The 24,725-nt window shown below is 55.7% G+C and carries 26 protein-coding genes; 9 read left to right on the top strand and 17 right to left on the bottom strand.

The genetic code is table 11. The annotated features are described in order from the left end of the window. Positions 1–13: 13 nt before the first annotated feature. From B4O97_RS11160 to B4O97_RS11210, 11 genes are all read right to left on the bottom strand, one after another. Positions 14–769: a metal ABC transporter substrate-binding protein gene (locus B4O97_RS11160; RefSeq protein WP_083050864.1), complete on the bottom strand. Its 756-nt coding sequence runs from the start codon at positions 767–769 to the stop codon at positions 14–16. After that, entirely contained in the window at positions 766–1,575 is an 810-nt protein-coding gene (locus B4O97_RS11165; protein ID WP_083050866.1) for a metal ABC transporter permease, read from the bottom strand. Before B4O97_RS11165 ends, B4O97_RS11160 begins: the two co-directional genes overlap by 4 nt. After that, the gene (locus tag B4O97_RS11170) at positions 1,575–2,225 is read right to left on the bottom strand and encodes a metal ABC transporter ATP-binding protein (protein WP_083050867.1); all 651 of its coding nucleotides are present in this window, start codon (positions 2,223–2,225) and stop codon (positions 1,575–1,577) included. Before B4O97_RS11170 ends, B4O97_RS11165 begins: the two co-directional genes overlap by 1 nt. Then, positions 2,222–2,608, bottom strand: a complete 387-nt coding sequence (locus B4O97_RS11175; protein WP_083050869.1) for a DUF1893 domain-containing protein — start codon at positions 2,606–2,608, stop codon at positions 2,222–2,224. Before B4O97_RS11175 ends, B4O97_RS11170 begins: the two co-directional genes overlap by 4 nt. 52 nt (positions 2,609–2,660) lie before the next feature. After that, positions 2,661–3,227, bottom strand: a complete 567-nt coding sequence (folE, locus tag B4O97_RS11180) for a GTP cyclohydrolase I FolE (protein ID WP_083050871.1) — start codon at positions 3,225–3,227, stop codon at positions 2,661–2,663. A 20-nt stretch (positions 3,228–3,247) separates the two neighbouring features. Then, positions 3,248–3,757, bottom strand: coding sequence for a 2-amino-4-hydroxy-6-hydroxymethyldihydropteridine diphosphokinase (folK, locus tag B4O97_RS11185; protein ID WP_158084265.1), 510 nt, complete (start codon positions 3,755–3,757; stop codon positions 3,248–3,250). Beyond that, positions 3,750–4,142, bottom strand: a complete 393-nt coding sequence (locus B4O97_RS11190) for a dihydroneopterin aldolase (protein ID WP_083050874.1) — start codon at positions 4,140–4,142, stop codon at positions 3,750–3,752. Before B4O97_RS11190 ends, folK begins: the two co-directional genes overlap by 8 nt. Beyond that, positions 4,132–4,917 (bottom strand): SDR family oxidoreductase, encoded by a 786-nt coding sequence (locus tag B4O97_RS11195; protein WP_083050875.1) that lies wholly within the window; start codon positions 4,915–4,917, stop codon positions 4,132–4,134. Before B4O97_RS11195 ends, B4O97_RS11190 begins: the two co-directional genes overlap by 11 nt. Position 4,918: 1 nt before the next feature. Continuing rightward, entirely contained in the window at positions 4,919–6,433 is a 1,515-nt protein-coding gene (gene phnE, locus B4O97_RS11200; RefSeq protein WP_083050877.1) for a phosphonate ABC transporter, permease protein PhnE, read from the bottom strand. Then, positions 6,430–7,239 (bottom strand): phosphonate ABC transporter ATP-binding protein, encoded by an 810-nt coding sequence (gene phnC / locus B4O97_RS11205; protein ID WP_083050878.1) that lies wholly within the window; start codon positions 7,237–7,239, stop codon positions 6,430–6,432. The genes phnE and phnC overlap by 4 nt, the downstream gene beginning before the upstream one ends. Before the next feature lie 76 nt (positions 7,240–7,315). Then, entirely contained in the window at positions 7,316–8,215 is a 900-nt protein-coding gene (locus B4O97_RS11210; protein ID WP_083050880.1) for a phosphate/phosphite/phosphonate ABC transporter substrate-binding protein, read from the bottom strand. A 188-nt stretch (positions 8,216–8,403) separates the two neighbouring features. On the opposite strand from B4O97_RS11210, the gene B4O97_RS11215 reads away from it, so the two are divergent. The 3 genes from B4O97_RS11215 to B4O97_RS11225 are packed head-to-tail and all read left to right on the top strand — an operon-like array spanning position 8,404 to position 11,111. Continuing rightward, a complete protein-coding gene (locus tag B4O97_RS11215; RefSeq protein WP_083050881.1) occupies positions 8,404–8,835 on the top strand; it encodes an RrF2 family transcriptional regulator in 432 nt (143 codons plus the stop codon). Positions 8,836–8,851: 16 nt separating this feature from the next. After that, a complete protein-coding gene (gene cysK, locus B4O97_RS11220) occupies positions 8,852–9,775 on the top strand; it encodes a cysteine synthase A (RefSeq protein ID WP_083050883.1) in 924 nt (307 codons plus the stop codon). 43 nt (positions 9,776–9,818) lie between these two features. Then, positions 9,819–11,111: an O-acetylhomoserine aminocarboxypropyltransferase/cysteine synthase family protein gene (locus tag B4O97_RS11225; protein WP_083050884.1), complete on the top strand. Its 1,293-nt coding sequence runs from the start codon at positions 9,819–9,821 to the stop codon at positions 11,109–11,111. Here the strand turns inward: B4O97_RS11225 and B4O97_RS11230 are convergent. From B4O97_RS11230 to B4O97_RS11255, 6 genes are all read right to left on the bottom strand, one after another. After that, a complete protein-coding gene (locus B4O97_RS11230) occupies positions 11,068–12,594 on the bottom strand; it encodes a sensor histidine kinase (protein WP_083050886.1) in 1,527 nt (508 codons plus the stop codon). The two genes, B4O97_RS11225 and B4O97_RS11230, sit on opposite strands and share 44 nt — an antisense overlap. A gap of 38 nt (positions 12,595–12,632) precedes the next feature. Continuing rightward, positions 12,633–13,760 (bottom strand): hypothetical protein, encoded by a 1,128-nt coding sequence (locus B4O97_RS11235; protein ID WP_083050888.1) that lies wholly within the window; start codon positions 13,758–13,760, stop codon positions 12,633–12,635. Beyond that, on the bottom strand, positions 13,753–14,964 hold the full coding sequence (locus B4O97_RS11240; RefSeq protein WP_083050889.1) for an HDOD domain-containing protein: 1,212 nt from the start codon (positions 14,962–14,964) through the stop codon (positions 13,753–13,755). Before B4O97_RS11240 ends, B4O97_RS11235 begins: the two co-directional genes overlap by 8 nt. Positions 14,965–15,031: 67 nt before the next feature. Continuing rightward, on the bottom strand, positions 15,032–15,676 hold the full coding sequence (locus B4O97_RS11245; RefSeq protein WP_083050891.1) for a CBS and ACT domain-containing protein: 645 nt from the start codon (positions 15,674–15,676) through the stop codon (positions 15,032–15,034). 85 nt (positions 15,677–15,761) lie between these two features. Then, a complete protein-coding gene (locus B4O97_RS11250) occupies positions 15,762–16,748 on the bottom strand; it encodes an aldo/keto reductase (protein WP_083050893.1) in 987 nt (328 codons plus the stop codon). 37 nt (positions 16,749–16,785) lie between these two features. Further along, positions 16,786–17,385, bottom strand: coding sequence for a MarC family protein (locus B4O97_RS11255; protein WP_083050895.1), 600 nt, complete (start codon positions 17,383–17,385; stop codon positions 16,786–16,788). A 118-nt stretch (positions 17,386–17,503) separates the two neighbouring features. Between B4O97_RS11255 and B4O97_RS11260 the strand changes: the two genes are divergently transcribed. The 6 genes from B4O97_RS11260 (at position 17,504) to B4O97_RS11285 (ending at position 24,719) form a co-directional block, all read left to right on the top strand. Next, positions 17,504–18,424 carry a M15 family metallopeptidase gene (locus B4O97_RS11260; protein WP_083050896.1) on the top strand — a complete coding sequence of 307 codons (921 nt, stop codon included), beginning with the start codon at positions 17,504–17,506 and terminating at the stop codon, positions 18,422–18,424. A gap of 18 nt (positions 18,425–18,442) precedes the next feature. After that, positions 18,443–18,979: a TIGR03546 family protein gene (locus tag B4O97_RS11265; RefSeq protein WP_083050898.1), complete on the top strand. Its 537-nt coding sequence runs from the start codon at positions 18,443–18,445 to the stop codon at positions 18,977–18,979. Next, on the top strand, positions 18,979–21,048 hold the full coding sequence (locus B4O97_RS11270; protein ID WP_083050900.1) for a TIGR03545 family protein: 2,070 nt from the start codon (positions 18,979–18,981) through the stop codon (positions 21,046–21,048). Before B4O97_RS11265 ends, B4O97_RS11270 begins: the two co-directional genes overlap by 1 nt. Before the next feature lie 22 nt (positions 21,049–21,070). Next, the gene (locus tag B4O97_RS11275; protein WP_083050902.1) at positions 21,071–21,271 is read left to right on the top strand and encodes a SlyX family protein; all 201 of its coding nucleotides are present in this window, start codon (positions 21,071–21,073) and stop codon (positions 21,269–21,271) included. A gap of 201 nt (positions 21,272–21,472) precedes the next feature. Continuing rightward, the gene (locus B4O97_RS11280) at positions 21,473–22,612 is read left to right on the top strand and encodes a hypothetical protein (protein WP_143305657.1); all 1,140 of its coding nucleotides are present in this window, start codon (positions 21,473–21,475) and stop codon (positions 22,610–22,612) included. Between the two features lie 46 nt (positions 22,613–22,658). Then, entirely contained in the window at positions 22,659–24,719 is a 2,061-nt protein-coding gene (locus B4O97_RS11285) for a methyl-accepting chemotaxis protein (RefSeq protein ID WP_158084266.1), read from the top strand. The last annotated feature ends 6 nt before the right edge of the window (positions 24,720–24,725 follow it).

The raw sequence follows: 24,725 nt of genomic DNA on the forward strand, positions 1-24,725 counted from the left end.
GAAGGCGGCGAGCCTATTTGAATGCCGCGCTCAGTTCCCGCCGGCTGTACTCGAGTACATCCATCAGGGTCCTGGTACCGTCTTTTCCGGGAAAGTTGATCAGGGTGGCGATTTTTGCCTCGGGCATGATCTCGAGCAGGGGGGCACCCACGTCGGTGTGCCAGTTGTCAATTATCACCATTGCGCCGCTTTCGGAGAGCTCTTTCAGCTGTTTTGCCTCCAGGGGAGCGGGTCCGTATGTCCCTGCGACGCTAAGGCCGAGGTTTTTTGCAAGTCCTGCAAGGAACTGATGGACAATGACGGGGGTCCTGCTGTAGGGAGCGAGTTCAGCCCGCCAGTCGTCGAAGAACTCTTTAATCGCCGTAAGGTTCGCCTCCGCTGTCTCTTCGGTGCCCGCGGCCTTAGCGATGATCCGTACGGATTCACTTATAACCGGCCAGGTGTTTACCGTGGTAATCTGTACCAGCCGGGCATCCGCGGAGGCTGCTTCCTTGAGGCGTTCCATCATGACTTCGTAACCGGCGTAGATAATCATATCGGCCCCGGCTATGTCCCTGATATCTCCCGGGGTCATTTCGTACTCCGGAGGGTGCTGCAGTTCGTAGGGGGCGAGGATTCGGATATCCTCAAGGCCTGCGACCTCTGCGAAGGAGGCGGTCCAGGAGGTCGTGGCAATGACCTCAGGGGAGGATTGTGCCTCCTGAACCCCTTCGGCATAAAGGGCGAGGGACAGGACGAGACAGAACAACAGAAATAACAGTCTTTTCATAAAGAACTCCTGAAATGTTTAATAAGTATCATAATTCCGAATACCAGTGCCGAGGTCAGGGTAACCCCTGCACTGACGGGAATATCGAACCAGAGGGATAGAATAAAGCCGGCAAGGGCGGAGAAGAGTCCCACCAGGGATGAGACAAGAAACATTGCACCGGTACTGCCCGCCACCAGAAGAGATGAGACCGCCGGCAGCAGAACCAGGGAGTCCAGCAGAAGGGCCCCTACAAGGCGCATGGATATGGCGATGGTGATTCCGGTACCGATCAGAATGATCCGGCGATAGGTCTCCGCGGGGATACCGGAGGTGGCGGCCACGTCGTAATTGAACAGGACCGCCGTCAGTCGGCGCCGGAGGATAAGAATAAAGAGAATAATCGCGGCGCCGACTCCGCTGTTTATCGCCAGCTCGGTACCTCTGACGGCGTAGATGTTTCCCCAGAGAATGCTCAGGGCATCCTTGGCGGGAACTCCGGCCTTGTAGATGACAATAACAGCCAGGGCTATACTGACCACCATCAAAAAAGTTGTGGCGTAACCGGTGGGGATGTCCCCGCGGCGGGTAACGGCGATGAGTATGAAAATAAGCAGAAGATTGACTACCAGACTGCCCAGAAGCGGAGATATCTGAAGTCCCATGGCCAGGGCGCTTCCCAGAAGGGCCCCGTGCATCAGCATGAAGCGCAGGGTTATGAGGTTCAGCCTGATTACAAAAACCCCAATCAGTGGAAAGGCGATTCCCGCAGTCAGGAGGGCCAGGAATCCCCGCTGGATCGGCGGCAGAGCGAGGTATTCCAGCATCAGCCAACCTCCCGCACACGGGTGGTATCCAGCTCCTGCTCGAGACGCAGTCGACGCCAGCCTTCCTCGGGGATTCCCTTGAGGTCGTGGGTCACCAGCAGCACCGCGGCTCCATGTCCTGCAGCCATCTCCAGAAGGAGGGGATAGAAACGGGACCGGATCTCCGGATCCAGCCCGGCGGTGGGTTCATCCAGGATGAGCATTTCCGGGGCCTGGGCAAGACAGCGTGCCAGGGAGACCCGCTGTTTCTCTCCCCCCGAGAGGGTGGCAAAGGAGCGCCCGGCCAGGGATGCGCATCCCAGAGCTTCCAGGAGGTCGTGGATCCTCCTGCGTCGTTCGGTCCTGCCCATTCTGCGGGCACTGAAACCGATATCAACCACCTCCTGCACCGATATGGGCAGGTCGCCGCTGAGGGACTCCTGGGGCAGATATGCCAGGCTTCCGGGACCCCGGAGTTTTCGAATCAGGCTGCCCTTCTCGGGAAGAATAAATCCCAGGGCTGTTTTTAACAGGGTTGTTTTTCCTATGCCGTTTTCTCCCTGCAGGATAAGGTGTTCCCCCGCGCTGATGTCGAAGGAGAGGTCTCGAAGAACAAGACGCTTACCCCTGCGGACATTGACAGCGCGGAAGGATATAAGAGAATCCGTCATTTCCGCCCGGCCCGGCGGCTCAGCTCGGTGTAGGCTTCCTCGGGATCGTCTACCGCGGCCAGAAGTTCCTCGGTTTTGCACTGGATTCTGGGAACCAGGGTTTCCCAGGAGAATTCCGCGTTTCGGGAGCGCAGATACTCCGCTGCAGGCTCGCTCATGAGTCTGCCATGGATCCGGCGTATTCCCAGGCGGTATATAAGGAGGGCTGCGGCCTTTCCGATAATACTGTCTTTCAGGTAGAGATCGGCGGCTGTATACTCATTTTCTGAGAGAAAGTCCTCCAGGGCAAAAAGGGGATGAAGCCACTTTCCGTTGTTAATGAATATGGGATCATCCTTCAGGAAGACCTGAAGTGAAGGTGATATCTGGTGATTTGTGTCCATACATGGTGATAATAACACCAAAGTATGAGACGCGGCAAGCAGCTTCGGAGAATCAGTCCAGCTTCTTGGATATCAGCTGCAGGAACTCCAGGCGCGTGGCCTCGTCGTTGTGAAAGCTGCCCAGTACCGAGGAGGTGGTCATAACAGAGTTCTGCTTCTCAACCCCCCGCATCATCATGCAGAGGTGCTTCGCTTCCATAACAACCCCCACACCCTCGGCGTTGGTGGAATCCATTATCTCCCGGGCAATCTGCCGAGTCAGGCGTTCCTGTATCTGCAGTCGCCGGGCGAAGACGTCGGCAATGCGGGCAAGTTTGCTGACCCCCAGGACCTTGTCCCGGGCTATGTAACCTATATGGACCTTGCCGTAGAAGGGAAGCATATGATGTTCACAGAGACTGTAGACTTCAATGTCCCGCACGATAATCATATTGTTGGCCTCGGACTCGAATACCGCTCCATTGATAACCTCGTCAATATTGCGGCTGTAACCGGAACTCAGGTACTCCCAGGCTTTGGCGGCCCGTTCCGGGGTACGCTGAAGACCTTCCCGTTCGGGATCCTCGCCCAGTTCAATTAATAATTCACGAATAAGCCCGGCTACACGTTCGCGGTTCATGGTTTGAAGCCTCCTCTGTTTCAAAGGCCGGAATCGAGCAGATTACGCAGGATTTCGGTTATTGGAGAATAGTACAGCTCCATGTCGGGATTGACCAGTCCCGCCAGGATACTTTTATCCCCGGGCAGGCGGATGTCCGGTTCCAGTTCCAGAAGGGGAATATAGACAAAGGCCCTTTCCCGTATCTGCGGATCCGGCAGTACAAGCTCCGGGCCTGTAAGCAGAAGATCATCATAGAGAATCAGGTCCAGGTCCAGGGTACGGGAGGCGTAGGAATCCCCGGTTCGTATGCGGCCGCATTCTGCTTCGATGCGTCGTAATGTCTCTTTCAGCTTCAGGGGTTTCATTTCGGTCTGCCCGTGCCAGATCCCGTTAACGTATTCCGGCTGTCGCCTGTCGCCCAGGGGGGCTGTTCGATAGTGGGTGGAGATCCTGAGCAGTTTTACCCGGGCAGCAAGCAGCGTGAGCCCCTTCGTGAGACTGGTCTCGGCTTCGATGTTGGATCCTGTTGCAATGAAAAAGTCAGCCATCAAAGCCCCGATCGGGATAGTCCTCCCGTGTACGGAAGATTTCCACGGCCACGCTTTTTGCGAAACGCAGGGCCCCGGGCTTGTCGACGGTAACACCCACCCGCTGGACCTCCGGTACATCGAGGCAAAGAGCGGCTATCTCGTGGGCCAGGGCCTCGATAAGGAAAAAGGAGCTTGCCTCGGTGAAGCGTATTACACGGTCCTTGATCTCCTTGTAGTTGATGGTATCACCGATATCGTCGCTTTCTCCGGGAAGCCTCAGGTCGCCCTCCAGGCAGAGCGAGATTATTACATCCTGCTTTTTTTCCCGCTCATCGGGATTTATTCCGACGATACAGCGGACGAGGATATCCCGTATGTGGATTCGGTCCGGTTTATACTCCATACATGCTTCCTTTAATGCGGCGGCCGCCATCCACGAAGATGACCTGACCGGTGATAAAGCTGTTAGCCACAAGAAACAGCAGGGCGCTGCTGATGTCCTCGAGCCTTCCCACGCGGCGCATGGGGTTGGTGTGACGCAGTTTTTCCAGGTATTCCTCGTTTTCCCCGGGAGGGGGAAGAATCAGCCCCGGTGCAATGGCGTTTACCTTGATTCCCGGAGCGCAGGCGACGCTGAGCATGCGGGTAAGGGTAAAAAGGTTACGTTTGCTCAAGGCGTAGGCCGCGTGCTTGCTGTCGTTGTCGGTAATCCTGGTATCAAGGAAATTGACGATGTTTCCCAGCTTTGCGGCCTCCGGCGGGTCCTCAGGGACGGAAAAGCGCTCCTGGGCTGCAAAGAGCCGGGAGAGGAGCAGGGGCGCCCAGGTGTTTACCCTGAGGTTCTGTTCGAGTTCCGCCCAGGTAAAGCTGTCCACGGTGCTGTCGGGGAAAATCGATGCGGAATTGACCAGGATATCGAGACCCCCGGTCATATCCAGGGCCTTTTCGAAGAGCCCCCTGGTCTCCTTTTCCGATTCCAGATCGGCCCTGAGCGGCCAGGCCCTTACCCCACGGCTGCGTATGCTGTCCGCGGTTTTTTCCGCATCTTCTGAAGAGTGGTGATAATGGAGAACAATATCGGCTCCGGCTCCCGCCAGGGCCAGGGCACAGGCGGCGCCGATGCGTTTGGCGCCGCCTGTTATCAGAGCAGTCTTGCCCGCCAGATCGGACTGCATCATATCAGACAAAACGGTTTCGTATCTCCGCGCTCACATAATCGAGAATGGAGACCGTCAGGGCGATGAACCATACGGCTATTCCCGCGGAACGGTACTCCAGGAGCCGGATGTACTGGACCAGGAGGAAGCCGATTCCGCCGCCTCCCACCATACCGATGACCGTGGACATGCGCACGTTTATGTCCCAGCGGTAGATGGTAAAGGAGACGAAGGGGGGGATCATCTGGGGAACCACGGCAAACATGATGGTCTGCAGTTTTGTGGCTCCCGTGGCCTGGATGGCCTCGATGGGACCGGGATTTATACTCTCGATGGATTCGGAATAGAGCTTCCCTAAGGCCGCTACGGAGTGGATAGTCAGGGCCACGATACCGGCAAAGGGACCGAGCCCCACCCAAACCACGGCAATGAGGGCCCAGATAAGGGGTTCGATGGCTCGTACGATGTTCAGAATGGTTCTGGTAATATAGTAGATGGTCATGGTTACCCAGCTTCCGGACATCAGGTTGCGGGCTGCGAGAAAGCTTACCGGTACCGACAGGATAATACCGAATATCGTGGCCATCATGCCCATGAAGATGGTTTCGATTATCAGCTCTATGGTCAGAAGCAGGGGTTCGCTGGGGAGCAGGGGCCCGACCTCGCTGACCTGGCGGGCAATCACCTCGTGATATTGAGGTCCCCTGGCGCTTGGAGGCACAAGCCGGTAGGGCATAACCATCTTCAGCTCAAAGGATCCGGTATCATCGGTGGTAACTGAAAGATAACGTCCCTCATGACGGGGCTGAAACTCATTGCCGATGGCGTCGCTCCACCATATTTCGGTGTGGGTATTCGGCTCGAAATTCTCTCCCCTGATAGTGAGCTCCGTTCCGGGTACCACTTTGTTGTTCTCGTCCAGTTTTGAGAGGTTCCCCGATCGCGGTTCAACCAGTATGTAGGGCTCTCCGGGGCGCTTTTCGGGTACCGGCGGAATCTCCCCTTCGGAGTCCACCAGAAGCTCTGCGCCGGCTTCCAGACTCTCGGTGTCCCGGGTGACCGCCGCATCCCAGGGCCACAGGATTTTTGAGAGAGGGGTCCAGGCTTCGTTGGCGTCCCTGGTAAGTCGTACGAGATCGATCTGACTGATCTGCCATCCTACAGCAAAGAACACCAGAAGAATCAGGGCGAAAATGGCGTTGCCGTACTGCTTTTTTTTATCCGTCTGTCGGGCCGCATCGATGACGATCCATATCCAGATTCCGATTAAAGCCAGCAGGCTGAAGCCTACAAAAAGGGGATTCCGGGAAAGCGCCTTTGCAAGGGTTCCCCAGAAGCCCTCTTCAAGGCGCCCGATAATGCGAATTCGCCAGACCATGAGTCCTGCCAGGCTGATCATCGAACCGGCAAGAAGGAGTCCCCGCTGGATCCTGCGGGCCAGGATCTGTCCAAGCCCCGGCAGGAACAGGGAGAGCAGGGCTGCGACGGGGGCGCTGACCAGGGAATTTTTCGCCTCTTTATAGACCCGTTGATTCATGGTGCCACCTCCCCGCTGATGTTGTCCTGATGGCTCAGGGTGCCCGCACTTACCCGTTCGGCCTCTTCTCCATAGATCTCCTTGAACTGCTGGTCGGTCATGCTGCGGATATCGTCGCGGGTACCGCGGTAGACGATCTCGCCGTCCTTCAGGCCGATAACCTTGGTGGCATAGCGCTGCACAAGGTCGAGGTAGTGGAGGCTGCAGAGTACAGATATGCTGCTTTCCCGGTTCAGTTTTTCCAGATATCCGAGGATCGTATGAGCCAGAACGGGATCCAGGCTGGCCACCGGTTCGTCCGCCAGGATCATGCCGGGGTCCTGCATCAGGGCCCGGGCAATTCCAACCCGCTGACGCTGTCCGCCGGAGAGTTCATCCGCCCGCTTGTGGGCCTGATCTTCAATTCCTACCTTCCGCAGGGCCTGTATGGCCTCTTTGCGTGTACTGCCGGGAAACTTGTGCAGAACACTGCGCCAGGGATTCAGGTAACCGAGTCTTCCGGAGAGTACGTTGGTCAGTACACTGGAGCGGTCCACCAGGTTGAAGTGCTGGAAGATCATTCCTATTTTTCGCCTGATAAAACGGAGTTCCCTGCTGTCCGCGGCGGTAACGTCCCGGCCGTCAAGGATGATAGTTCCTTCCGTAGGATCGATCAGTCGGTTTATACACCTGAGGAGGGTCGATTTTCCCGATCCGCTCAGACCGATAATGACCAGGAACTCACCGTCCTCCACGGTGAAACTGACATTATTCAGGGCCCGTGTTCCGTCGGGGTAGACCTTGGTGAGATTTTTGACTTCGAGCATGATTTCCTCAAAAAAGTTAGAGGGGGGACCGGATATCCCCCCTCCGGGATTTGTCTCGTTACCCTGAAAGGGCAGACTATTCCATGAGCTCCTGTGCTTTCAGTCCCGCGGCCTGGAGTACCTGCCGGAAGGGATCGTAGAACTCGTCCCCGTGGGCTGCAAGATCGTCCCACTGGTAGGCGGTATTCAGGGCCTCTTTGCCCCTTTCGGTTTTAACGATCTTAAGAAGGGCATCCACGATCTTATCGCGCATCTCCGCTGGAACGGCGGGATGGAACTGGACTCCGTCGTTGGGGATATCTGTGGTTACGCCGATTACGACGACCTTGTCCATAACATCGGGATAGGTCTTTTCCAGTCGGGTTCGGGCGTCCACGTAGGTTGCTCCCACGTCGGCTTCACGGTTGTAGACAGCGGATACCACGGTGTCGTGGCTGCCTGCATCCACAACGCTTTTCAGGTCCCGTTCAGGATCGATACCGACGGCGCGCATCTCGATCATCGGAATAATCCAGCCGCTGGTGGAAAGGGGATCCACCCGGGCAAAGGTTTTTCCTGCGAAATCCTTGATGCTGCGGATACCGCTGTCCCGCTGGGTTATGAACTGACCGTTATAGGTGGGCGAACCGTAGCGCACTGAAACCAGGGCGGCATCGGCAACTCCACGGTCGGCAGCCATTATGTAGGCAAAGGTTGCCAGGGAGGCCATGTGTGCCTTGGGAGGTTTGCTGCTCATGGCTTCGATTACTCCCACGTACTCGGTTGCGACGTTGGTGCTGAAGTAGTAACCCGTTTCCGCGTGCAGGAGATCGGCAACCTCCTGGGCTCCCGCAGAGACCCTCTCCATTTCTCCGGAGGGTACGAAGGACCAGACGATGGGGTTCTCCTCGGAACCGAGGGCTGCCTCTTTGGCTCCGCCGGCAAAAAGGGCACATGAGGCTGCGAGGATCAGGAACACAAGTAATCCTTTTTTCATCTTACATCTCCTTGTGACTTGGCGTTCTATAGTAACAGCATACCATAGGATAGAAAAAAGCTACTAACAGTTTGTACGGTTTTTGTTAAAAATTGCAGCTTTCCTGTAAACATGACAAAAATAGTTGACTATTGAGATGAGGGGGTATAGTATATTCCTATAATGAAGATTGTTTTGGTAGGGAATGTATGAAACTGTCCACACGGAGCCGTTACGGACTGCGTCTGATGATCGCCCTGGCCATGAGTTACGGCGGCGGGCCCCGGCTTTTAAAGGAGATAGCCGATACCGAGGAGCTGTCGGAGAAGTATCTGGGTCAGCTTGTGATTCCCTTGAAAAGTGCAGGGTTTATCTCTGCTGTGAGGGGAGCGAAGGGGGGCTATGAATTGACCCGGGACCCGGAAGAGATATCCCCCCTGGAAATCGTAAATGTGCTCGAGGGTGACCTTTTTACCCGGGAAGAACATACCCCTGCCAGTCCCGGGACGCTGCGGGCAGCTTCGGAGTTGTGGGAAGCCCTGCGGCGGTCCATGACGGAGGTACTCTCCTCCATGACCCTGGGAGATCTGGCCAGAAACGCCGGCAAAAAGAACAACGATTCCCTGATGTATTCTATCTGAGACAAGGAGACAGACGATGGCAATAGCGCGGAATATCACCGAACTGGTGGGCAACACCCCTATGGTAGTCCTGGCAGGTTTTGCCCCGGAAGGCGGGGAGATCCTGGCAAAGCTGGAATCCTTTAATCCCTGCGGAAGCGTAAAGGACCGCATTGCCCTGGCAATGATCGAGGATGCAGAAAAAAAGGGAATGGTGGGCCTGGGAAGTCTGATTGTAGAGGCTACTTCAGGCAACACCGGCATAGGCCTGGCTTTTGTCTGCGCCCAGCGGGGGTACCAGCTTGTATTGACCATGCCGGCCAGCATGTCCGTGGAACGGCGCAACCTGCTGAAACTCCTGGGAGCCCGGCTTGAACTGACCCAGCCTGAGAAGGGTATGAAGGGTGCCATTGCCCGGGCGGAGGAGATTCTCAAGGAGAATAAAAATGCCTTTATGCCGTGGCAGTTCGATAATCCCGCCAATCCCGAGGTCCATCGCCGGACTACCGCCGAGGAGATCTGGAGGGACACCGAAGGCCGGGTCGATATACTGGTCGCCGGGGTCGGCACCGGCGGAACCCTCACCGGAACCGGCAGTCGTCTCAAGGAGCTGAACCCGAAGCTCCAGGTGGTGGCAGTGGAACCCCAGGCCTCCCCGGTTCTCTCCGGAGGAGAGCCGGGGCCCCACAGAATCCAGGGGATCGGGGCCGGGTTTATTCCCGGGGTGCTCGATACAGAGGTCATTGACCAGATTGTACAGGTGGGCAATACCGAAGCCATGGAGGCCGCCCTGGAACTGGGACGCAGGGAAGGAATCCTGGCAGGTATCTCCAGTGGAGCAGCAGCCCACGCCGCCCGTATTGTGGCCTCCAGAAAGGAGAACCTGAATAAACGAATCGTAGTCATTCTTCCCGATACCGGGGAGAGATATCTTTCTGTATGGTCTTCCCTCGAGAGCTGACAGGCTGAGAGTTGACCGGAAAAATCAAGTTTCGGAGGAATCCATGTCGTCAAAATTCCATTTTGAAACCCTGGCGCTGCATGCCGGACAGGTACCCGACAGCGATCAGCACTCCCGGGGTGTCCCGGTTTACAGGACCAGCGCCTACACCTTTACCAATACCGAACATGCGGCAAACCTGTTCGCCCTGAAGGAGCTGGGTAATATTTATACCCGCATTATGAACCCGACCCAGGCGGTCCTCGAGGAGCGTATGGCGGCACTGGAAGGCGGTGCGGCCGCCCTGGCCCTGGCATCGGGAACCTCGGCGGTTTTCTATTCGATTATAAACGTTGCCTCCGCCGGGGAAGAGATCGTCTCGTCCAGCAACCTCTACGGCGGCACCTTTACCATGTTCCACGATATTCTTCCCCAGTTCGGTATTACCGTACGCTTTGTTGACCCGGAAGATCTGGATGGGCTGGAAAAGGCAATCAACGAAAAGACCCGGGCAGTTTACTTCGAGACCATCGGAAACCCGGGACTGGTGGTGGCGGATATCGAAAAGATCGCCGCCCTGGCCCACGAAAACTCCCTGCCCCTGATTGTGGATTCCACTTTTACAACACCGTATCTGCTTCGGCCCATCGAATACGGGGCGGATATCGTGGTTCACTCCCTGACAAAGTGGCTGGGAGGCCATGGTGCGGGAATCGGCGGTGTGGTAATAGACTCCGGCCGCTTCGACTGGACGAACCCCAAATTCAGGCTTTTCAACGAGCCGGACCCCTCCTATCATGGTATTCGCTACGCCCACGATCTGGGAGATCTTAACCCGGTGGCCTTTATCATGCGCATGAGACTGGTTCCCTTACGAAACCTGGGGGCGGCCCTCTCTCCGGATAACGCCTGGATCTTTCTGCAGGGGCTTGAGACCCTGCCCCTGCGAATGGAACGTCACAGCGAGAACGCCTTCAAGGTAGCCGAGTTTCTGGAAAATCATCCCCGGGTGGAGTGGGTCAGTTATCCCGGTCTGCCGTCGAATCCGGCCTACGAACGGAACGCCGGTTACCTGAAACGGGGTTTCGGCGGGATGGTGGTCTTTGGCATTAAGGGCGGTGCCGAGGCCGGATCGGCCTTTGTTGAAGGCCTGAAGCTCTTCTCTCATGTGGCCAATGTGGGGGACGCCAAGAGCCTGGTTATTCACCCTGCAAGCACTACCCACTCCCAGCTCTCTCCGGAGGACCAGATTACCGCAGGGGTACGGCCGGAACTGATCCGGCTCTCCGTTGGACTGGAACACATCGATGATATTATAGCAGACCTGAAACTTGCTCTGGAGCACGGGGCAGACTGAAACCCATACGGGTACCGTTGCCGGGAGCGCTGCTGATTTCCAGGGCGCTCCCGTTTTTTTTCAGGAAATCCCGGGCCAGCTGGAGACCCAGGCCTGTGCCCTTTTCATCCTCTGTCCCCGGGCGGGAGGGGTTTTTGTCGGGGGAATATAATCCCCTGATCTCTTCTGAACTCATTCCAATGCCCGAATCTGTAATCTCGATCCTGGCCAGGCTCCTGTTTGCCCTGAGGCTGATTGAAACTGATCCGCCCCGTCGGGTGTACTTGATGGCGTTGTCCACAAGGTTCCGCAAAACCGTATAGATCATATTGCTGTCTGCCATAACCTGCAGACGATCCTCGTCGGTTTCGAGGCGCAGATTTATCTCTTTAGCCTTGGCGCTCGTATGGGCATAGGCATGGACGCTTCTGCAGAGTTCAATGATATCGACAGGCTCAGTCCGTACTATAAGCCTGCCGGATTCGGCCTGGGACCAGGCCAGGAGATTTTCCAGCAGGTCATAGGTCGATTTGGCGGAGACATTTATCATGCCTATAAGCTCGCGGTTTTCCTCATCTGTCGAAGCGCCCCGGTGTGTATTTGACAGCATCAGGTTTGTTATCCCGATGGTGGAATTAAAGGCATTCTTGAGGTCGTGGGCGATGATGGTAAAAAGTTTGTTCTTGGTTTTATTGGCCTCGTCCAGATCCCGGGCGGTCTTTTCCAGTTCGGAATAGAAGAGTTTTATCGGATTCCGGATGCCCTCGCTAACCAGGGAGCGGTAAATCAGGTAAAAGGAAAGGATTTTCAGGTAGTGCCCCAGCATGTTCAGCAGCCCGTAGTTATCGGTATACAGGGTAAAGGCAAACTCGCTCCCGATGGTGGCGGCTATGGACCAGTAAAAAAACCTGAAAAGGCCGGGCGGAAAGAGTCCCCGCCGGGAACGGAAGACCAACAGAGTGACAAAGAGGATAGCGACGATCACATATTCGCTGACAATCTTGAAGAGGGTCTGACCGCTGCCCTCGATAAAGCAGACCGGGAATATATTTGTCGGGAAGATAGAGATCATGATCAGGGTTGTGACGGCAAGGTAACCAATAAAGGTCGGTCTGTAGTTTCGTTGTTTTGTCGTTATAAAAAGCACGAATCCCAGCAGGCTGAGCGCCTCTGTATAGCGGGCCGCAATCCAGAGCTGATTTGCATGGTAGCTGTAGTCTGTGAAGATCCCCATCCCTGTATAGGAAAGGGTGTGCATGGTATCGAGGAAAGCGATAAAAAGATACGCAACTCCCAGGTGTACCAGCACCGGGGTCTCCATCAGGTCTCTGGCGTTCCAGGCGATCATGAATACCCCGCAGGCAATGATGATGCTGAAAAGCTCCGACAGGGAATGAAACAGAAGGTAATTGTAAAAGCTGGTAAAATAGAGGGATGTCAACAGAACCAGGGGTAAAATGATTGAAAGAAATTGACCTTTTCGTTCTTTTTGAACAGACCTCATAGTGTGATGATAAGGGACTCTGGACAGAACCGCAAGTCTTAAGAAAGTGGAATATGAATCCGCAGGATTCCGCTGGAGGGGTCTACCCGTATGGTGCCTCCAAGCTCTCCGGTCACAAGAAACCGGAGCATGGAAAGTTCCTGTCTCTCCAGGTTTTCCAGCGCCTTCGTTGGGGATACGCTGATCAGGAGACCTGCTCTGTCCAGGGATGTCCCGGCTTCCAGGTTTTCCCACTCCCCCTCCGGCCGCCGGTGAAAAGCGGTGGCCAGTACCTCATACAGCGTGAGGGATATCAGTACCCCCTGGAGCAGGCCGATCTTGAGGTTTGAGCCGGTCACAGCCAGTTTCGGAGATTTTTCTTCCAGAGAGAAGGTCGCCGCATAGTGGCGGACAACTGTGTTGATGATCTCCCGCAGGTTCCTCTCCTCCGGGATTCCCGTCTGTGTAAAGTAGCGGTACGCGGCCCGCAGAACCGTAAGGCGGTTCGCCTTTTCTTCCGGGGATACTGAGGGATCTGACTTGAGCATGTGGCGGACCAGGCGCAGAATTTCATCGATACCCATACTGAGCTTGTTGAAGAGGATCCGGTTTTTTTCCACCGATCCTGTAAGGGCCAGGTTGGAGCGGTGAACCATTTCGTACAGGGAGGCGCTTTCCAGGGCATTGGCACAGTGGGACAGTATCAGGGTAAAAAGCAGGAGAGTCAGCCTGTCTCCGTGGCCCGGACCGTGGCTGAACACCCCGGCGAAGAGTCCACGGCAGCGGCGGGTTGTGCTTATGGAGTGGAGAAGGAGCCTGTTTCTGTCTTCGGCCTCTATGTGACGCAGCATGGGGCGCTGGTCTCTAAGGGCTATGTGAATATTCCCCTTCTCCATCTCCTCTGCAATCAGGCCTTTAATATGTTCAGCCTCTGCAGCAGGACGGCAGGAATAGAGCTCCAGTTCGCCGGTATCATCATTTACCAGGTAAAAGGCGGAGACATCGAAGGGAATGATTGAATTCAGCCGTTCTCCCGTCAGTTCGAGTACCCGGTCAAGGGGAGAGGCGCTGGTAAGGGTATCGAGAAAATCGGTCATTTCAATGGCAGACTCAATGGTTTCGTAGGCTGAAACGATGGCGTCCGTCAGGTCCTGGTTTTCCAGCTCCAGGTCTCTGGGGTCAGTCATGGAGCATTATCTCCGTTATTTCTTCAGAATGGGTCTCCACCTGACGGACAACGGCGTCTATGGCGGCAGGCTTGAGTGAGAGGTACTCCCGGGCAGCCTCCTGAAGAGGAGGTACATAGAGTTCTCCACTGGAACCTTTTTTTATTCCGTTGACTATGATGTCGGCAAAATGGATTATCGTGGCTTCAAAGGGTCTCAGGCTTTCCGCCACGCTGTGGTGGTCGGTAATCATGGCCAGAAGGTTTTCCGGCATATTGAGTTTCAGGCAGAGCTCCCGGCCGATATCGGAATGGGAAAAACCCAGAATGCTGCGCTCTGCGGTGAACTGTGTAAGGGAATGGCTGCGGCAGATGGTATCGATATAGTAAACTGCGTCGTGCAGCCGGGTATACAGGAGGAGCTTGCCGATATCGTGAAGCAGACCACCGATAAAATAGCGCTCCGTGTTTTTCTCTTTCAGAAAGATGGCCAGGGTCCTGGCGGCAATGGCGGTGGCAATGCTGTGACGCCAGAACTCCGTAAGGGATGCATCATTCTCTCCCCTCTTGAAAAAACTCCTGCTGATGCTGATCCCCAGGGCCAGGGTTCCAAGTTGCCGTGTTCCGATTATGGAGACTGCTTTGCTGACGGTGTCGACGCTGTTTTTCAGGGCGTAGAAAGAGCTGTTCGCCAGGTTCAGCAGGCGGGAGGTGAAGCTGGGGTCCTTGGTTACCGCGTCGGATATGTCGATGGCTGAACTGCGCTCATCGTTGATGACGGAGAGGATGTGATTGTACACCTCCGGGAGAGCCGTGAATTCCCCCATTTCAATGATGGCCGCGGGATTTGCCGGGAGACTGTTTCGCTGGGGCGGTGCTACTTCTTTGGTGTTCTTCAGGAATCTGTCGTAGGGGCGTTTTGAACGGATACTTATGCTTTGCTGCCAGATTTCTCGAATGAGAGGGTCGTTTCTGTCCACCAGGGAGAAGAGTTCCAGGCTCTCTCCGGATACAGGTTCATTTTTCTTCTCTGTGTGCTGAATTCCCAGGGCTATCTTCGACTCGACGGTAACGCATACATCGGATATTCCCCAGGTCTTGAGGATTTCAAGGTTCTTCTCATTTATTACACAGCCGGCGGTGAGTAGACGCCGGCCGTACATGTCATGCACATCCTCCGCAAGGACCATTCCGTTTTGTAAGTCACCTACACGTATCGTTTCCATACAGCCGCCGATGAGAAAGTATTCCTTAAATATAGCCGCAAATACGGCGCCGCTCAAGGTTTAGGGCTCAGACCTCCCGTACATCCCGTATCTCTTCGACATAGGGGGACAGACAGGAAATAAGGTCCTCCCTGCTCATATCTTCGACCTTCAGGGTCAGCAGGGCATTGGTCATATCTTCTCCCAGAAAGGTTCCGATGGAGATGATGTTTCCACCCTTGTCGCGTATTGCAACAGCTATGTCTGCCAGTTCTCCGCGCTTCTCCGGAATAAGGATGGTCGCCCGAATACCGGAACGCCGTACGCCGAAGAGCTCCACAAAGAGTTTGAAGAGGTCGGATTCGGTAATAATGCCCGCCAGGTGTCCCTCTTTCATGATCGGGAGGCCGCCGATGTTATTTTCCGCCATTATACGGGCAGCATCCTCGATAGGGGTTTCCACGTCGATGGTGATGGGGTCGACGGTCATTACCGATTCAACCTGGAGTTCCGAAAGGAGTTCGGATATTTCATACACATCCAGCGCGGTAGCCGTGGAGGGCGAGGCCTTCAGCAGATCCTTTTCTGTTACAATCCCCTTGAGTTTGCCATGCTTATCCACAACGGGGAGTCGATGGATTTTTTCCCGCTGCATTATTTTCCGGGCTTTGGCTACTGAATCGTGCGGCAATATTGTTATGGGATTCTGAGTCATTCGCTTACCCACAGTCATGACAACCTCCTCGTGGACACAGACAAAATAGGGGTGTACCACCCGTAAATATGGTAGCCCGCTTTTCATGCGGTGTCAAATATTGCTACCAGTTCGTATGAACCAGGGGTTTTATGTGTGTGTCGTATATTTTACGGACTTTATCCATCTGTTCCTGTGTAAGGGGCGGCAGATCCGCTGATCCGACATTGGAGACAACCTGTTCCGGCCGGGAAGCTCCCGGAATTACCGTGGTAACCTCGGGGAACATGAGTATCCAGCGCAGGGCGATGGACGCCAGGGCGGTATCACCGGAAAAAAGTTCCTTGAGCTCCTCCACCGCCTGCAGACCTGTTTCAAAGGGCACACCGGAGAAGGTCTCTCCCTTGTCGAAGGCCGAACCGTCCCGGTTGAAACTCCGGTGGTCACGGGTACCGAAGGTCGTTTCCGCGGTGAACTTTCCACTCAGAAGGCCAGAGGCCAGGGGCACCCGTACAATGATTCCGATCTCCCTTTGCCGGGCAAGGGGAAAAAAATCTTCCGCCGGACGCTGGCGGAACATATTGAAAATGATCTGAACGGTGGTGACGTTATCGTATTCCGAAGCCTTCAGGGCCTCGTCGATTTTTTCCACCGAGACTCCGAGATGGGCGATTTTCCCTTCCCGTTTAAGGTCTTCAAAGAGACCGAATATCTCCGGACGGTAATATACCTCCCCGGGGGGGCAGTGAAGCTGAATCAGATCCAGCCGGTCCAGACCGGTTCGTTTCAGGCTCCCTTCCACGTAGGATCGGAGTGCTTCAGGTGTATAGCCTTCCGCCACATGGGGCCGGATCTGACGACCGCATTTTGTTGCCACGTAAATCCGCTCGCTTCTGGATTTGACAACACGGCCGACGGCCTTTTCGCTTTCTCCGTCGGAATAAACATCCGCGGTGTCGATAAAATTGACTCCCCCGTCGATGGCGGAATTGATTATTTTTTCGGCGTTGGCATTGTCAAAAGCACTGCCCCATTTTCCCCCCACCTGCCAGGTACCCAGGGAAACCTCTGTAATGCTGAAACCGGTTTTACCAAGTCTTCTTCTGTTCATTTTTTTCTCCTCTTTTAATTTTCTGTCCGTCGATACACTATATCATACCCAGGCTGGAGAGGTATTCGGCAATTCCGCTTAAGAGCATCTGTACCGCCACGGTGGTCAGGATCATCCCCATGAGTCTCTCGATGGCCTTGAGTATCCTCGTGCCCATCAGTGTCCTGAGTAGGTCCGATAAAAGCAGAATAAGCACCGTGGAGAGCCAGGCGATAAGCAGGGCCAGGAAGGTTTCCGTAATGCGGTCCGGGTGCCGGGTGGCCAGCAGGGTCAGCATTACTATGGTTGAGGGGCCTGCGATAAGGGGTACGGCCAGGGGGACGATCAAGGGCTCCTCATCGCCGGCAATCCCCTGCCCCCGGACGGTTTCGGGAAAGATCATTTTCAGGGCAATCAGAAAGAGGATAAGTCCTCCGGCGATGGAGAGGGCAGGCTCGGAAATATGCATTCCCTTGAGGATATAGCCGCCGAATAGCAGGAAGATTATCAGAATCGCCAGGGCAATGATCAGTTCCCGCAGAATTACCCGCCGCCGGCGTCCGGGATCCATGTTGGATAACAGGGCCAGAAAAGCCGGTATATTTCCGAAGGGATCCATTACCAGCAGAAGGGTTATTGCATTGGATATGATAAACATGGATCTACTGTAGCATACGGATGAAGGAAACGGTAGCGGCCTCTGTTTTGCTCTGTTTTGGCCTTGTCCAATCAGAACATCGGGGATATCTTCAAGGGTAACATCAGGAACGCTTATTTTGAATATTCCAGGATTTCTTACAGGGAAACTTGTCGTTTTTTTATACCTGTTCTCATTTTCTCCGGGCCTTTTTGCCGAAGTCCCCATGGAGGTGCAGCCCGAGGGTGCCCCCCGGGAGGAAGCGCGGAGGAGTTTTTCCGGAGAGGAGGTCGTCAGGGCTTTTTACAGGGCCTATCCCGACAGGATTGAGCGTATCGCCCTCCTGGCCGGGGACTGGGCCATGCTTGTTGACGGCAGCTGGTTTTTCTGGGCCGAAGGACGGCTTCTTCCGGAAGAACTTAGAATGCAGCACCGGGATTATTCTCCTTACCCCTTTTACCGGTACCCCCGGACTCTGCCCGCCTTAGGGGAACCTGATCCTCAGGAGGCTGCCAGGCTGCGGGCCAGGGTCAGCTCCCGGGAGGAGAACCCCCCGCGGCGGCACCCCGGATTCTTCAACGCCCTGTGGCGAATTTACGACCGGGATACCAGCTGGGCGCGGATGAAAACCACCTTTTTTCTGGGCCACAGGATTGAGCTGCACCGGGAGCTGCTGGAGGACCTGGCGGCGGTGGAGGAGACAATCCAGGAGGTCATGAAGACTGATGCTGATCTGCGCCGTTTCGTTGCCGGCCTTTCAGGCTTCGACGCTTACAACTGGCGTATAATTGCAGGCACGGCATCCATGAGCTTTCATGCCTACGGTGCCGCGGTAGACCTTCTTCCGGGGGACTACCGGGGACTCCAGGCCTACTGGCGCTGGGCGGCCCGCTATTATCCTGACTGGTTTACCCTTCCCTACGAACAGCGCTTCATGCCTCCGGACTCCTTCGTCCGGGCCTTTGAAGAGCAGGGATTTATCTGGGGAGGGAAATGGTTCTACTTCGATACAATCCATTTTGAATACCGGCCGGAACTTCTGATTCTGAACGGCTGGTAGGAAGTTTAAGGAGGTCCTATGCTCTCGTTTATAGCCAAATTCCTCGCCGCCCTGAATGCCAATTCCCGGCCGGGGGAGATCGGGGCCGCCGCCTCTTTCGGCTTCATGCTGGCCCTGATTCCAGGGGGGAACCTGCTCTGGTTCGCCCTCTTTATTCTGGTGTTTCTGCTCAAGGTTCACCTGGCGACGGCGCTGCTGGTGATGGTGCTCGGTAAACTGGTCGTCCCCCTGCTTGACCCCCTTATTGAACTTCTTGGTCTGGCAATTCTGAACCAGGAATCCCTTTTTCCCCTCTTCACCGCCATGGCCGACATGCCCCTGCTGCCCTACACCAACTATAACCACTCCCTGGTTACAGGGGGGTTCGCTGCAGGTATCATTCTCTGGATACCCCTCTTTTTTCTCTTCATACTGCTGGTACGGCTGTACCGCAGCTATCTCTGGCCGAAGCTTGCGGAGAACCGGCTGGTTAAGGGCTTTTTACGCTATCCCCTGGTCAAAAAGATCAGCGGGGCCGTCGGCAAGGTCGGCGGATTCTGGAAGGGAGTACGCTGATGGCAAAGACCAAATCCGTAAAGCTGCCGAAAATGTTTCGGAAACCCATACCGAAAAAGCGCTTCGAAAAGAAGATACTCCGGCGGATCTACCTTGCGAAGGAGAGGGATTTCCTGCTTTCTCTGGCAAAACAGGATGAGCAGGAGAGGTATGTCATATCCGGGGAACTTTCAAAGGCCGAGGCGAAACACCTCGCGACCCTGGCTAAATCCATACGGAAAAACAGAGGGCTCGTCACCGGCTGGAAGGCCGCAATTCTGGCGGTCATTATCGGTTCTCTGCTTGTCTTTAATTTCCTTTTCAAGGACCGTCTTGCAGAGGCGGGCATGGAAGCGGCCCTGGAGAATGTATTTCGCGCCAGGGCGGAAGCAGAAGGTGTTCACCTTTCGCTGTTCCGGGGATCCCTCTCTTTTGAATCCCTGTCGGTGGCGGATCGGGACAAACCCATGGAAAACCTTTTTGAACTCTCCCGTTCCGAGCTGCGGGTAAACATCTGGGAGCTGCTGAAAAAGCGCCTCGTCATCGAACGGGCGGTATGCTCCGGCATCCGGCTCGGGACCCCCCGGGACTCCTCCGGTGCGCTGCCCGAGGCCGAGACGACTGAGGCAGGTTTCTCTCCCGGGGACAGCAGGTCCTCCGGTCTCGGGGCACTGCTGGCGGACACAGATCCCGAGGCTCTGCTGCAGGCCCAGTTTGACCGGCTGCGGAGTCCTGCCTACCTGGATGAGGTGAACGGCCGCTATCGTCAGGCGCTCGACCTCTGGCCGGAGAGGATCGAGGCTGTGCAGAATGATCTGGAGGCCGGAAGAACGGCGGCTTCCCGTATCGCGGCCCTGAAGATACAGGAGATTGACAGCCTGCAGGAGGCCGCGGACGCGGCGAAGGTGATTCAGGATAATTATCCCCGGGTGGAAGAAGCCGCCTCCACGCTACGCCGGACCAATCGGGATTTTCAGCAGGACCGGGAGGCTCTGACGGATCTGCAGAGGGGAGTACGGGATGCCCTGGAGGAGGATTACCGGCTTCTGGAGTCCGTGGTGGCAGATCCCGGAGGAGAACTCGGCGGGGTGGCTTCCCAGGCGGCGGAGAACCTCCTGAAGGCCCGGATCGGCAGGTACTATGACTATGCCCTGAAAGCCATTGATGCCTCCAGAAAGATGAAATCGGAGAATGGTAAAAAAGAAGCTGCGGATGTTCGCCGACAGGGCGCTGTTGTAAAATTTCCGGTCCGGGGATATCCCCGGTTCATGATTGAGGAGCTCTATATCTCCTACGGGAGTTCCGGTTCCGGAGAGTATCTTGAAGCATCCGCGCAGGATATAAGCTCTGACCAGGAGATCGTCGGGCGGCCGGTTCGGTTCTCCCTGAATGCCGAGGACGGCGTGCATCGTATCAGCGGAGAAGGTTCTCTGGACACCCGGCAAGGGGCACAGGAGTTTCTCTCCCTGGAAGGCGGCCTTGAAGGCGGCGGTTTCGCTCTAGGAAATGCCCTGTCCGGAATCGGACTTGAGGAACTGAAGGGCTCCGCCGACGGAAGCATCGTGTTCAGTATCGATCCCGGGATGAAGGGTGCCGGAACCGCAGAGATCCGGCTGGAGGATATGAACCCCATTTTTCAGGATGACGGAAACCTGCTGCAGAATGCTGTCCGGGAGGTCCTTGCCTCTACGAACAGCGCGGTTTTTACGGTATCCTTCGAAGCTGACGAGGGCGGTTTTACCCGTTTCCGGGTGAAAAGCGATCTGGATGCCCTGCTCGCCCGGCGGGTGGGTGCTTTTCTGGATGCCGAGGCATCCAGACTCCGGGAACGCCTTAAGGTTCTGCTTCGGGAGGAGCTGGCATCTGCCCTTGAGGAAAACGCCGAGCTTGAAAACCTGCTGGGTACCTGGGGTGGAGAGCTTGCTGAGGACCTCCGTGAGGCAGGCAGTCTGGAGGACCTTGCCCGGTCCCAGGAGGAACGTCTGGATACCAGAATGCGGGAGATCCGGGACGAGGCCGCCGGAGAAGTACAGGACAAGGCGGAGGATCTGATAAAGGATGCCGCTAAGGATTTCAAGCTGCCCTTCTAAGCCGGGTACGAGGAGTTACTGAATGGACGAAGAACTGCTGCAACTGCAGACGAAGCTGAGCTACCAGGAATCCGCGCTGGCGGATCTTAACGATACGGTAATATCCCAGCAGCAGGAGATCGACCGGCTCAGGAAAACGGTGGAACTCCTGGTGCAGAGGGTACGGGACCTGCAGGACCAGGGGGGGGAGGAGATGCCTCACGTTCCTCCTCCGCACTATTAAACTATGGGCACCACTAAAAACGTAGTATTTTTGTTATAGGCAAGGCGGAGGGATTTTGTAGCGCCCGCAAACTCTTGTAATAACAAGAGTTGAGGACCGCGGGAAATCCCGACAACGCAGCATAGAGAAAAAAGAGTAGTTTTTAGAGGTGACCCTATTATTGAATTGAATCTCTCCGCCGCCTCCATTATGATTCGGCCCATGGATGTTACGGAGATTCGTGCTGTTCTGTCTCCCCGCAGCCGGGAGGCCGGGGATTTTATAGCTTTTCCAAAGAGACTCTACCGGGACTGTCCCTGCTATGTTCCCTGGTTTGACCGGGGAATGCGAAGGCTTTTCTCCCGGAAGAGCCCCTTTTTCCGACACTCCGACGGGGAGTTTTTTGTCGCCTACCACGGGAACACCCCCGTGGGGCGGATCGCTCTTTTTGAAAACCGAAATTTCAACAGCTATACGGGGAACAGGGACGCCAGGTTCTATTTTTTCGACGCGGAAAACAGTCAGCCCGCTGCTGATGCGCTGTTTGATCTTGCCGCGAACTGGGCCCGCAGCAGGAAGCTTACGCGTCTGATAGGCCCCCAGGGTTTCTCCAGCATGGCCGGCGGGGGAATCCTGGTCCAGGGGTACGACCAGATGCCCGCCATGACGATGATGGGGTACAACTATCCCTATTATCAGGAGTTACTGGAATCCGCAGGTTTCAGCAAATACAAGGATTTTGTCTCCGCATATCTGGATCCCAGAACCTACCGCAGCCCTGAAAAGATCTCCCGGGTGGCTGCAATCGCCATGAAACGGGGAGGTTTCGATCTTCCCCGTATCAGAGGCCGCCGGCAGATGCGTGCCCTGGCGCTGGAGATCGGGCGCCTCTATAATGAGTCATGGCAGGACCATGCGGAGTTCGCTCCCCTCACCGAGGAGGAGCTTCTGGAACTCACCAATGATCTGATGCTTGTGACGGACCCGAAACTCCTGCAGGTCATTCGAAAAGGAGATGATCTCGCCGGTTTTGTACTGACGTTTCCGGACCTCACCAATGCCCTGATCAAGGCGAAGGGAAAGCTGAATCCCGTCAGCCTGTGGTCAATTCTGCGGGAGAAGCGCCGTACCGACAAGGTTATAGTCAACGGGCTGGGGATTCATCCGCGCTACCGTAATAACGGTGGAACGGCGATCCTGTACCATGCCCTGGAAAAAAGTGTTCAGGGTCTGGGGCGGGAGTTTGTGGGGGCAGATCTCACTCAGGTCGCCGAGACCACTGAATTGATGCTTGCCGATCTTGAAACCCTGGGGGCCAGGGTTTACAAGCGTCACCGGGTTTACCATAAGGGCACCTCATAAAAACGATTTTTTAGGTGCCCATAAAATGATTAAACGGGGAAAGTATATGAAAAGGATAAGTCTGCGCCTCAGGCTCGTACTCGGTTTTCTGGTTATGATTCTTCTGATCACTGCCGTTTCAGTTTTAAGTATTATCCGCTTCAACGATGTGGCTGCCCTCGGACGGGCTGCGGTACGGGAGAACAACAACCGTGCTTATGCCCTTGCCCGGGAGATTGACCATCTGAAGTGGGTCAGCGATGTGAGTGATCTCTTTCTGCTGGACGACATCCTGGAGCTGAATGTCGAGACCGACTGGCACAGATGCAGCCTGGGCGAGTGGATCTACGGCGAGGCCATGGCGGAGGAGACGGCGGGGGATCCCGAACTCGGTCAGCTGATCAGCGCGATAAAACCTCCCCATGAGAGGATGCATAAAACGGCGATCAGGATCGACGAGATATACGTGGAATTTGATCAGTCTCTTTTGGTGACCCTGGAAAAGGCCTGGATAGATCACCTTGAATGGCTCAAGGACCTGAATTATGCCGTCATGATGGGAACGGCATTTACTGGTGAAACCGATCCCCGGCGCTGTGATTTCGGCCGCTGGTACGGTAATTTCACCGCCGATGATCCTGACCTGAGCCAGCTGCTGGCCCTGTGGGAGGCACCGCATAAAGATCTGCACAATTCCGCGAAGGAGATTGTATCTGCCCTCGCCAGGGGAGACCTGGCAGGTGCAAGGCGTCTTTACAGCCGGAATGTACTGCCGGCCCTGGATCTGCTTCGGACAATCAAGAATCGGACAATGGCCCATCTTCAGGAGCTGGACGCCGGGCAGAAGGCCGCCGTGGAAATTTTCAATACCGAAACGATTCCCGCCCTCCAGGAAACCCAGAGCGCCCTGGCCGGTCTGGTTGGATATTTTGAAGAGCGTGCGGAGACCGCCCGGCGAGACATGGAGGAACAGATCCGGCAGATCATTATTACCGTTATCGCCATAGCCCTGGCGGCCCTGCTTGCGGGGCTCTTTCTGGCGGTATTTACCACCTCCGCAATCCTGAAGCAGCTGGGACAGGATCCCATGATCCTGGAACGGATAGCCGAACGGGTAGCCCGGGGTGACCTGACAGTAGATCTTGCCGGTATCGACAGCTCCGAGGGGGTCTACCGTTCCGTGCTGGAAATGGTCGCGGCCCTGAAGGAAAAATCCGATTCCCTGGAGATTCTTTCGGGGGGAGATTTTTCCCGGGAAATTAAAAAAGCCGGCAGTGCCGATATCCTGGGGGCATCGATGATTCGCATGCAGGAGTCCCTCTCCTCGGTTCTTCGCCAGGTCCAGCAGGCCATCGAGCAGGTCGCCCAGGGAGCGGACCAGGTCAGCACGGCCAGTCAGGACCTCTCCCAGGGGGCTACCGAACAGGCGAGTTCCCTGGAGGAGATATCCTCCTCGATAACCGAGATAAACGGTCAGGCCTCCCAGAATGCAGCCAGTGCAGGAGAAGCCAACAGGCTTGCAAACGAGGCCAGGGACAACGCGGTCTCCGGCAACCGTTACATGGAAGAACTTGTCCGGGCGATGCAGCAGATCAATCTCGGGTCCGGTGAAATCAAGAAGGTGGTCAAAGTGATTGACGATATCGCCTTCCAGATTAATCTTCTTGCATTGAATGCAAATGTGGAGGCCGCCCGGGCCGGAAAATACGGCCGGGGTTTTGCCGTGGTGGCCAATGAGGTTCGCAACCTGGCAAATCGCAGTGCCGAGGCGGTCAGGGAGACGGAGACCATCGTTGACGATTCCCTGGAGAGGATCTCTGCAGGGGACAGGCTGGTAAACGATACGGCGGGACAGCTCATACAGATAGTGGAAGGAGTCGAGAAGGTTGCCTCGTTTCTCGAAGAGATCTCCTCTGCCAGCAGAGAACAGGCCCAGGGGCTCAAACAGATAAGCAGCGGTGTTGAGCAGATTGATGAAGTAACCCAGGCAAATACCGCCTCCGCAGAGCAGAGCGCTTCCGCCGCCGAAGAACTGGCGGGGCAGGCTGAGGAGCTGCGAAAACTGATCTCCCGGTTCAAACTTTCCGCAGGGAATATGCTCCTGGAAGGTCCCGGGGAAGAGGGCTGATCCTGC

Source organism: Marispirochaeta aestuarii (assembly GCF_002087085.1).
GTDB classification, from domain to species: Bacteria; Spirochaetota; Spirochaetia; order JC444; family Marispirochaetaceae; genus Marispirochaeta; species Marispirochaeta aestuarii.

Bases quoted from the DNA above. Each gene is read 5' to 3' on its own strand.
- B4O97_RS11160 (WP_083050864.1), bottom strand. From the start codon at position 769: ATGAAAAGACTGTTATTTCTGTTGTTCTGTCTCGTCCTGTCCCTCGCC.
- B4O97_RS11195 (WP_083050875.1), bottom strand. From the start codon at position 4,917: ATGATGCAGTCCGATCTGGCGGGCAAGACTGCTCTGATAACAGGCGGC.
- folK (WP_158084265.1), bottom strand. From the start codon at position 3,757: ATGGCTGACTTTTTCATTGCAACAGGATCCAACATCGAAGCCGAGACC.
- B4O97_RS11250 (WP_083050893.1), bottom strand. From the start codon at position 16,748: ATGAACAGAAGAAGACTTGGTAAAACCGGTTTCAGCATTACAGAGGTT.
- B4O97_RS11270 (WP_083050900.1), top strand. From the start codon at position 18,979: ATGGCAAAGACCAAATCCGTAAAGCTGCCGAAAATGTTTCGGAAACCC.
- B4O97_RS11245 (WP_083050891.1), bottom strand. From the start codon at position 15,676: ATGACTGTGGGTAAGCGAATGACTCAGAATCCCATAACAATATTGCCG.
- B4O97_RS11275 (WP_083050902.1), top strand. From the start codon at position 21,071: ATGGACGAAGAACTGCTGCAACTGCAGACGAAGCTGAGCTACCAGGAA.
- B4O97_RS11165 (WP_083050866.1), bottom strand. From the start codon at position 1,575: ATGCTGGAATACCTCGCTCTGCCGCCGATCCAGCGGGGATTCCTGGCC.
- B4O97_RS11240 (WP_083050889.1), bottom strand. From the start codon at position 14,964: ATGGAAACGATACGTGTAGGTGACTTACAAAACGGAATGGTCCTTGCG.
- B4O97_RS11215 (WP_083050881.1), top strand. From the start codon at position 8,404: ATGAAACTGTCCACACGGAGCCGTTACGGACTGCGTCTGATGATCGCC.
- B4O97_RS11190 (WP_083050874.1), bottom strand. From the start codon at position 4,142: ATGGAGTATAAACCGGACCGAATCCACATACGGGATATCCTCGTCCGC.
- B4O97_RS11170 (WP_083050867.1), bottom strand. From the start codon at position 2,225: ATGACGGATTCTCTTATATCCTTCCGCGCTGTCAATGTCCGCAGGGGT.
- B4O97_RS11230 (WP_083050886.1), bottom strand. From the start codon at position 12,594: ATGAGGTCTGTTCAAAAAGAACGAAAAGGTCAATTTCTTTCAATCATT.
- B4O97_RS11265 (WP_083050898.1), top strand. From the start codon at position 18,443: ATGCTCTCGTTTATAGCCAAATTCCTCGCCGCCCTGAATGCCAATTCC.
- B4O97_RS11280 (WP_143305657.1), top strand. From the start codon at position 21,473: ATGGATGTTACGGAGATTCGTGCTGTTCTGTCTCCCCGCAGCCGGGAG.
- B4O97_RS11225 (WP_083050884.1), top strand. From the start codon at position 9,819: ATGTCGTCAAAATTCCATTTTGAAACCCTGGCGCTGCATGCCGGACAG.
- cysK (WP_083050883.1), top strand. From the start codon at position 8,852: ATGGCAATAGCGCGGAATATCACCGAACTGGTGGGCAACACCCCTATG.
- B4O97_RS11175 (WP_083050869.1), bottom strand. From the start codon at position 2,608: ATGGACACAAATCACCAGATATCACCTTCACTTCAGGTCTTCCTGAAG.
- B4O97_RS11255 (WP_083050895.1), bottom strand. From the start codon at position 17,385: ATGTTTATCATATCCAATGCAATAACCCTTCTGCTGGTAATGGATCCC.
- phnC (WP_083050878.1), bottom strand. From the start codon at position 7,239: ATGCTCGAAGTCAAAAATCTCACCAAGGTCTACCCCGACGGAACACGG.
- B4O97_RS11285 (WP_158084266.1), top strand. From the start codon at position 22,659: ATGAAAAGGATAAGTCTGCGCCTCAGGCTCGTACTCGGTTTTCTGGTT.
- B4O97_RS11235 (WP_083050888.1), bottom strand. From the start codon at position 13,760: ATGACTGACCCCAGAGACCTGGAGCTGGAAAACCAGGACCTGACGGAC.
- folE (WP_083050871.1), bottom strand. From the start codon at position 3,227: ATGAACCGCGAACGTGTAGCCGGGCTTATTCGTGAATTATTAATTGAA.
- B4O97_RS11210 (WP_083050880.1), bottom strand. From the start codon at position 8,215: ATGAAAAAAGGATTACTTGTGTTCCTGATCCTCGCAGCCTCATGTGCC.
- phnE (WP_083050877.1), bottom strand. From the start codon at position 6,433: ATGAATCAACGGGTCTATAAAGAGGCGAAAAATTCCCTGGTCAGCGCC.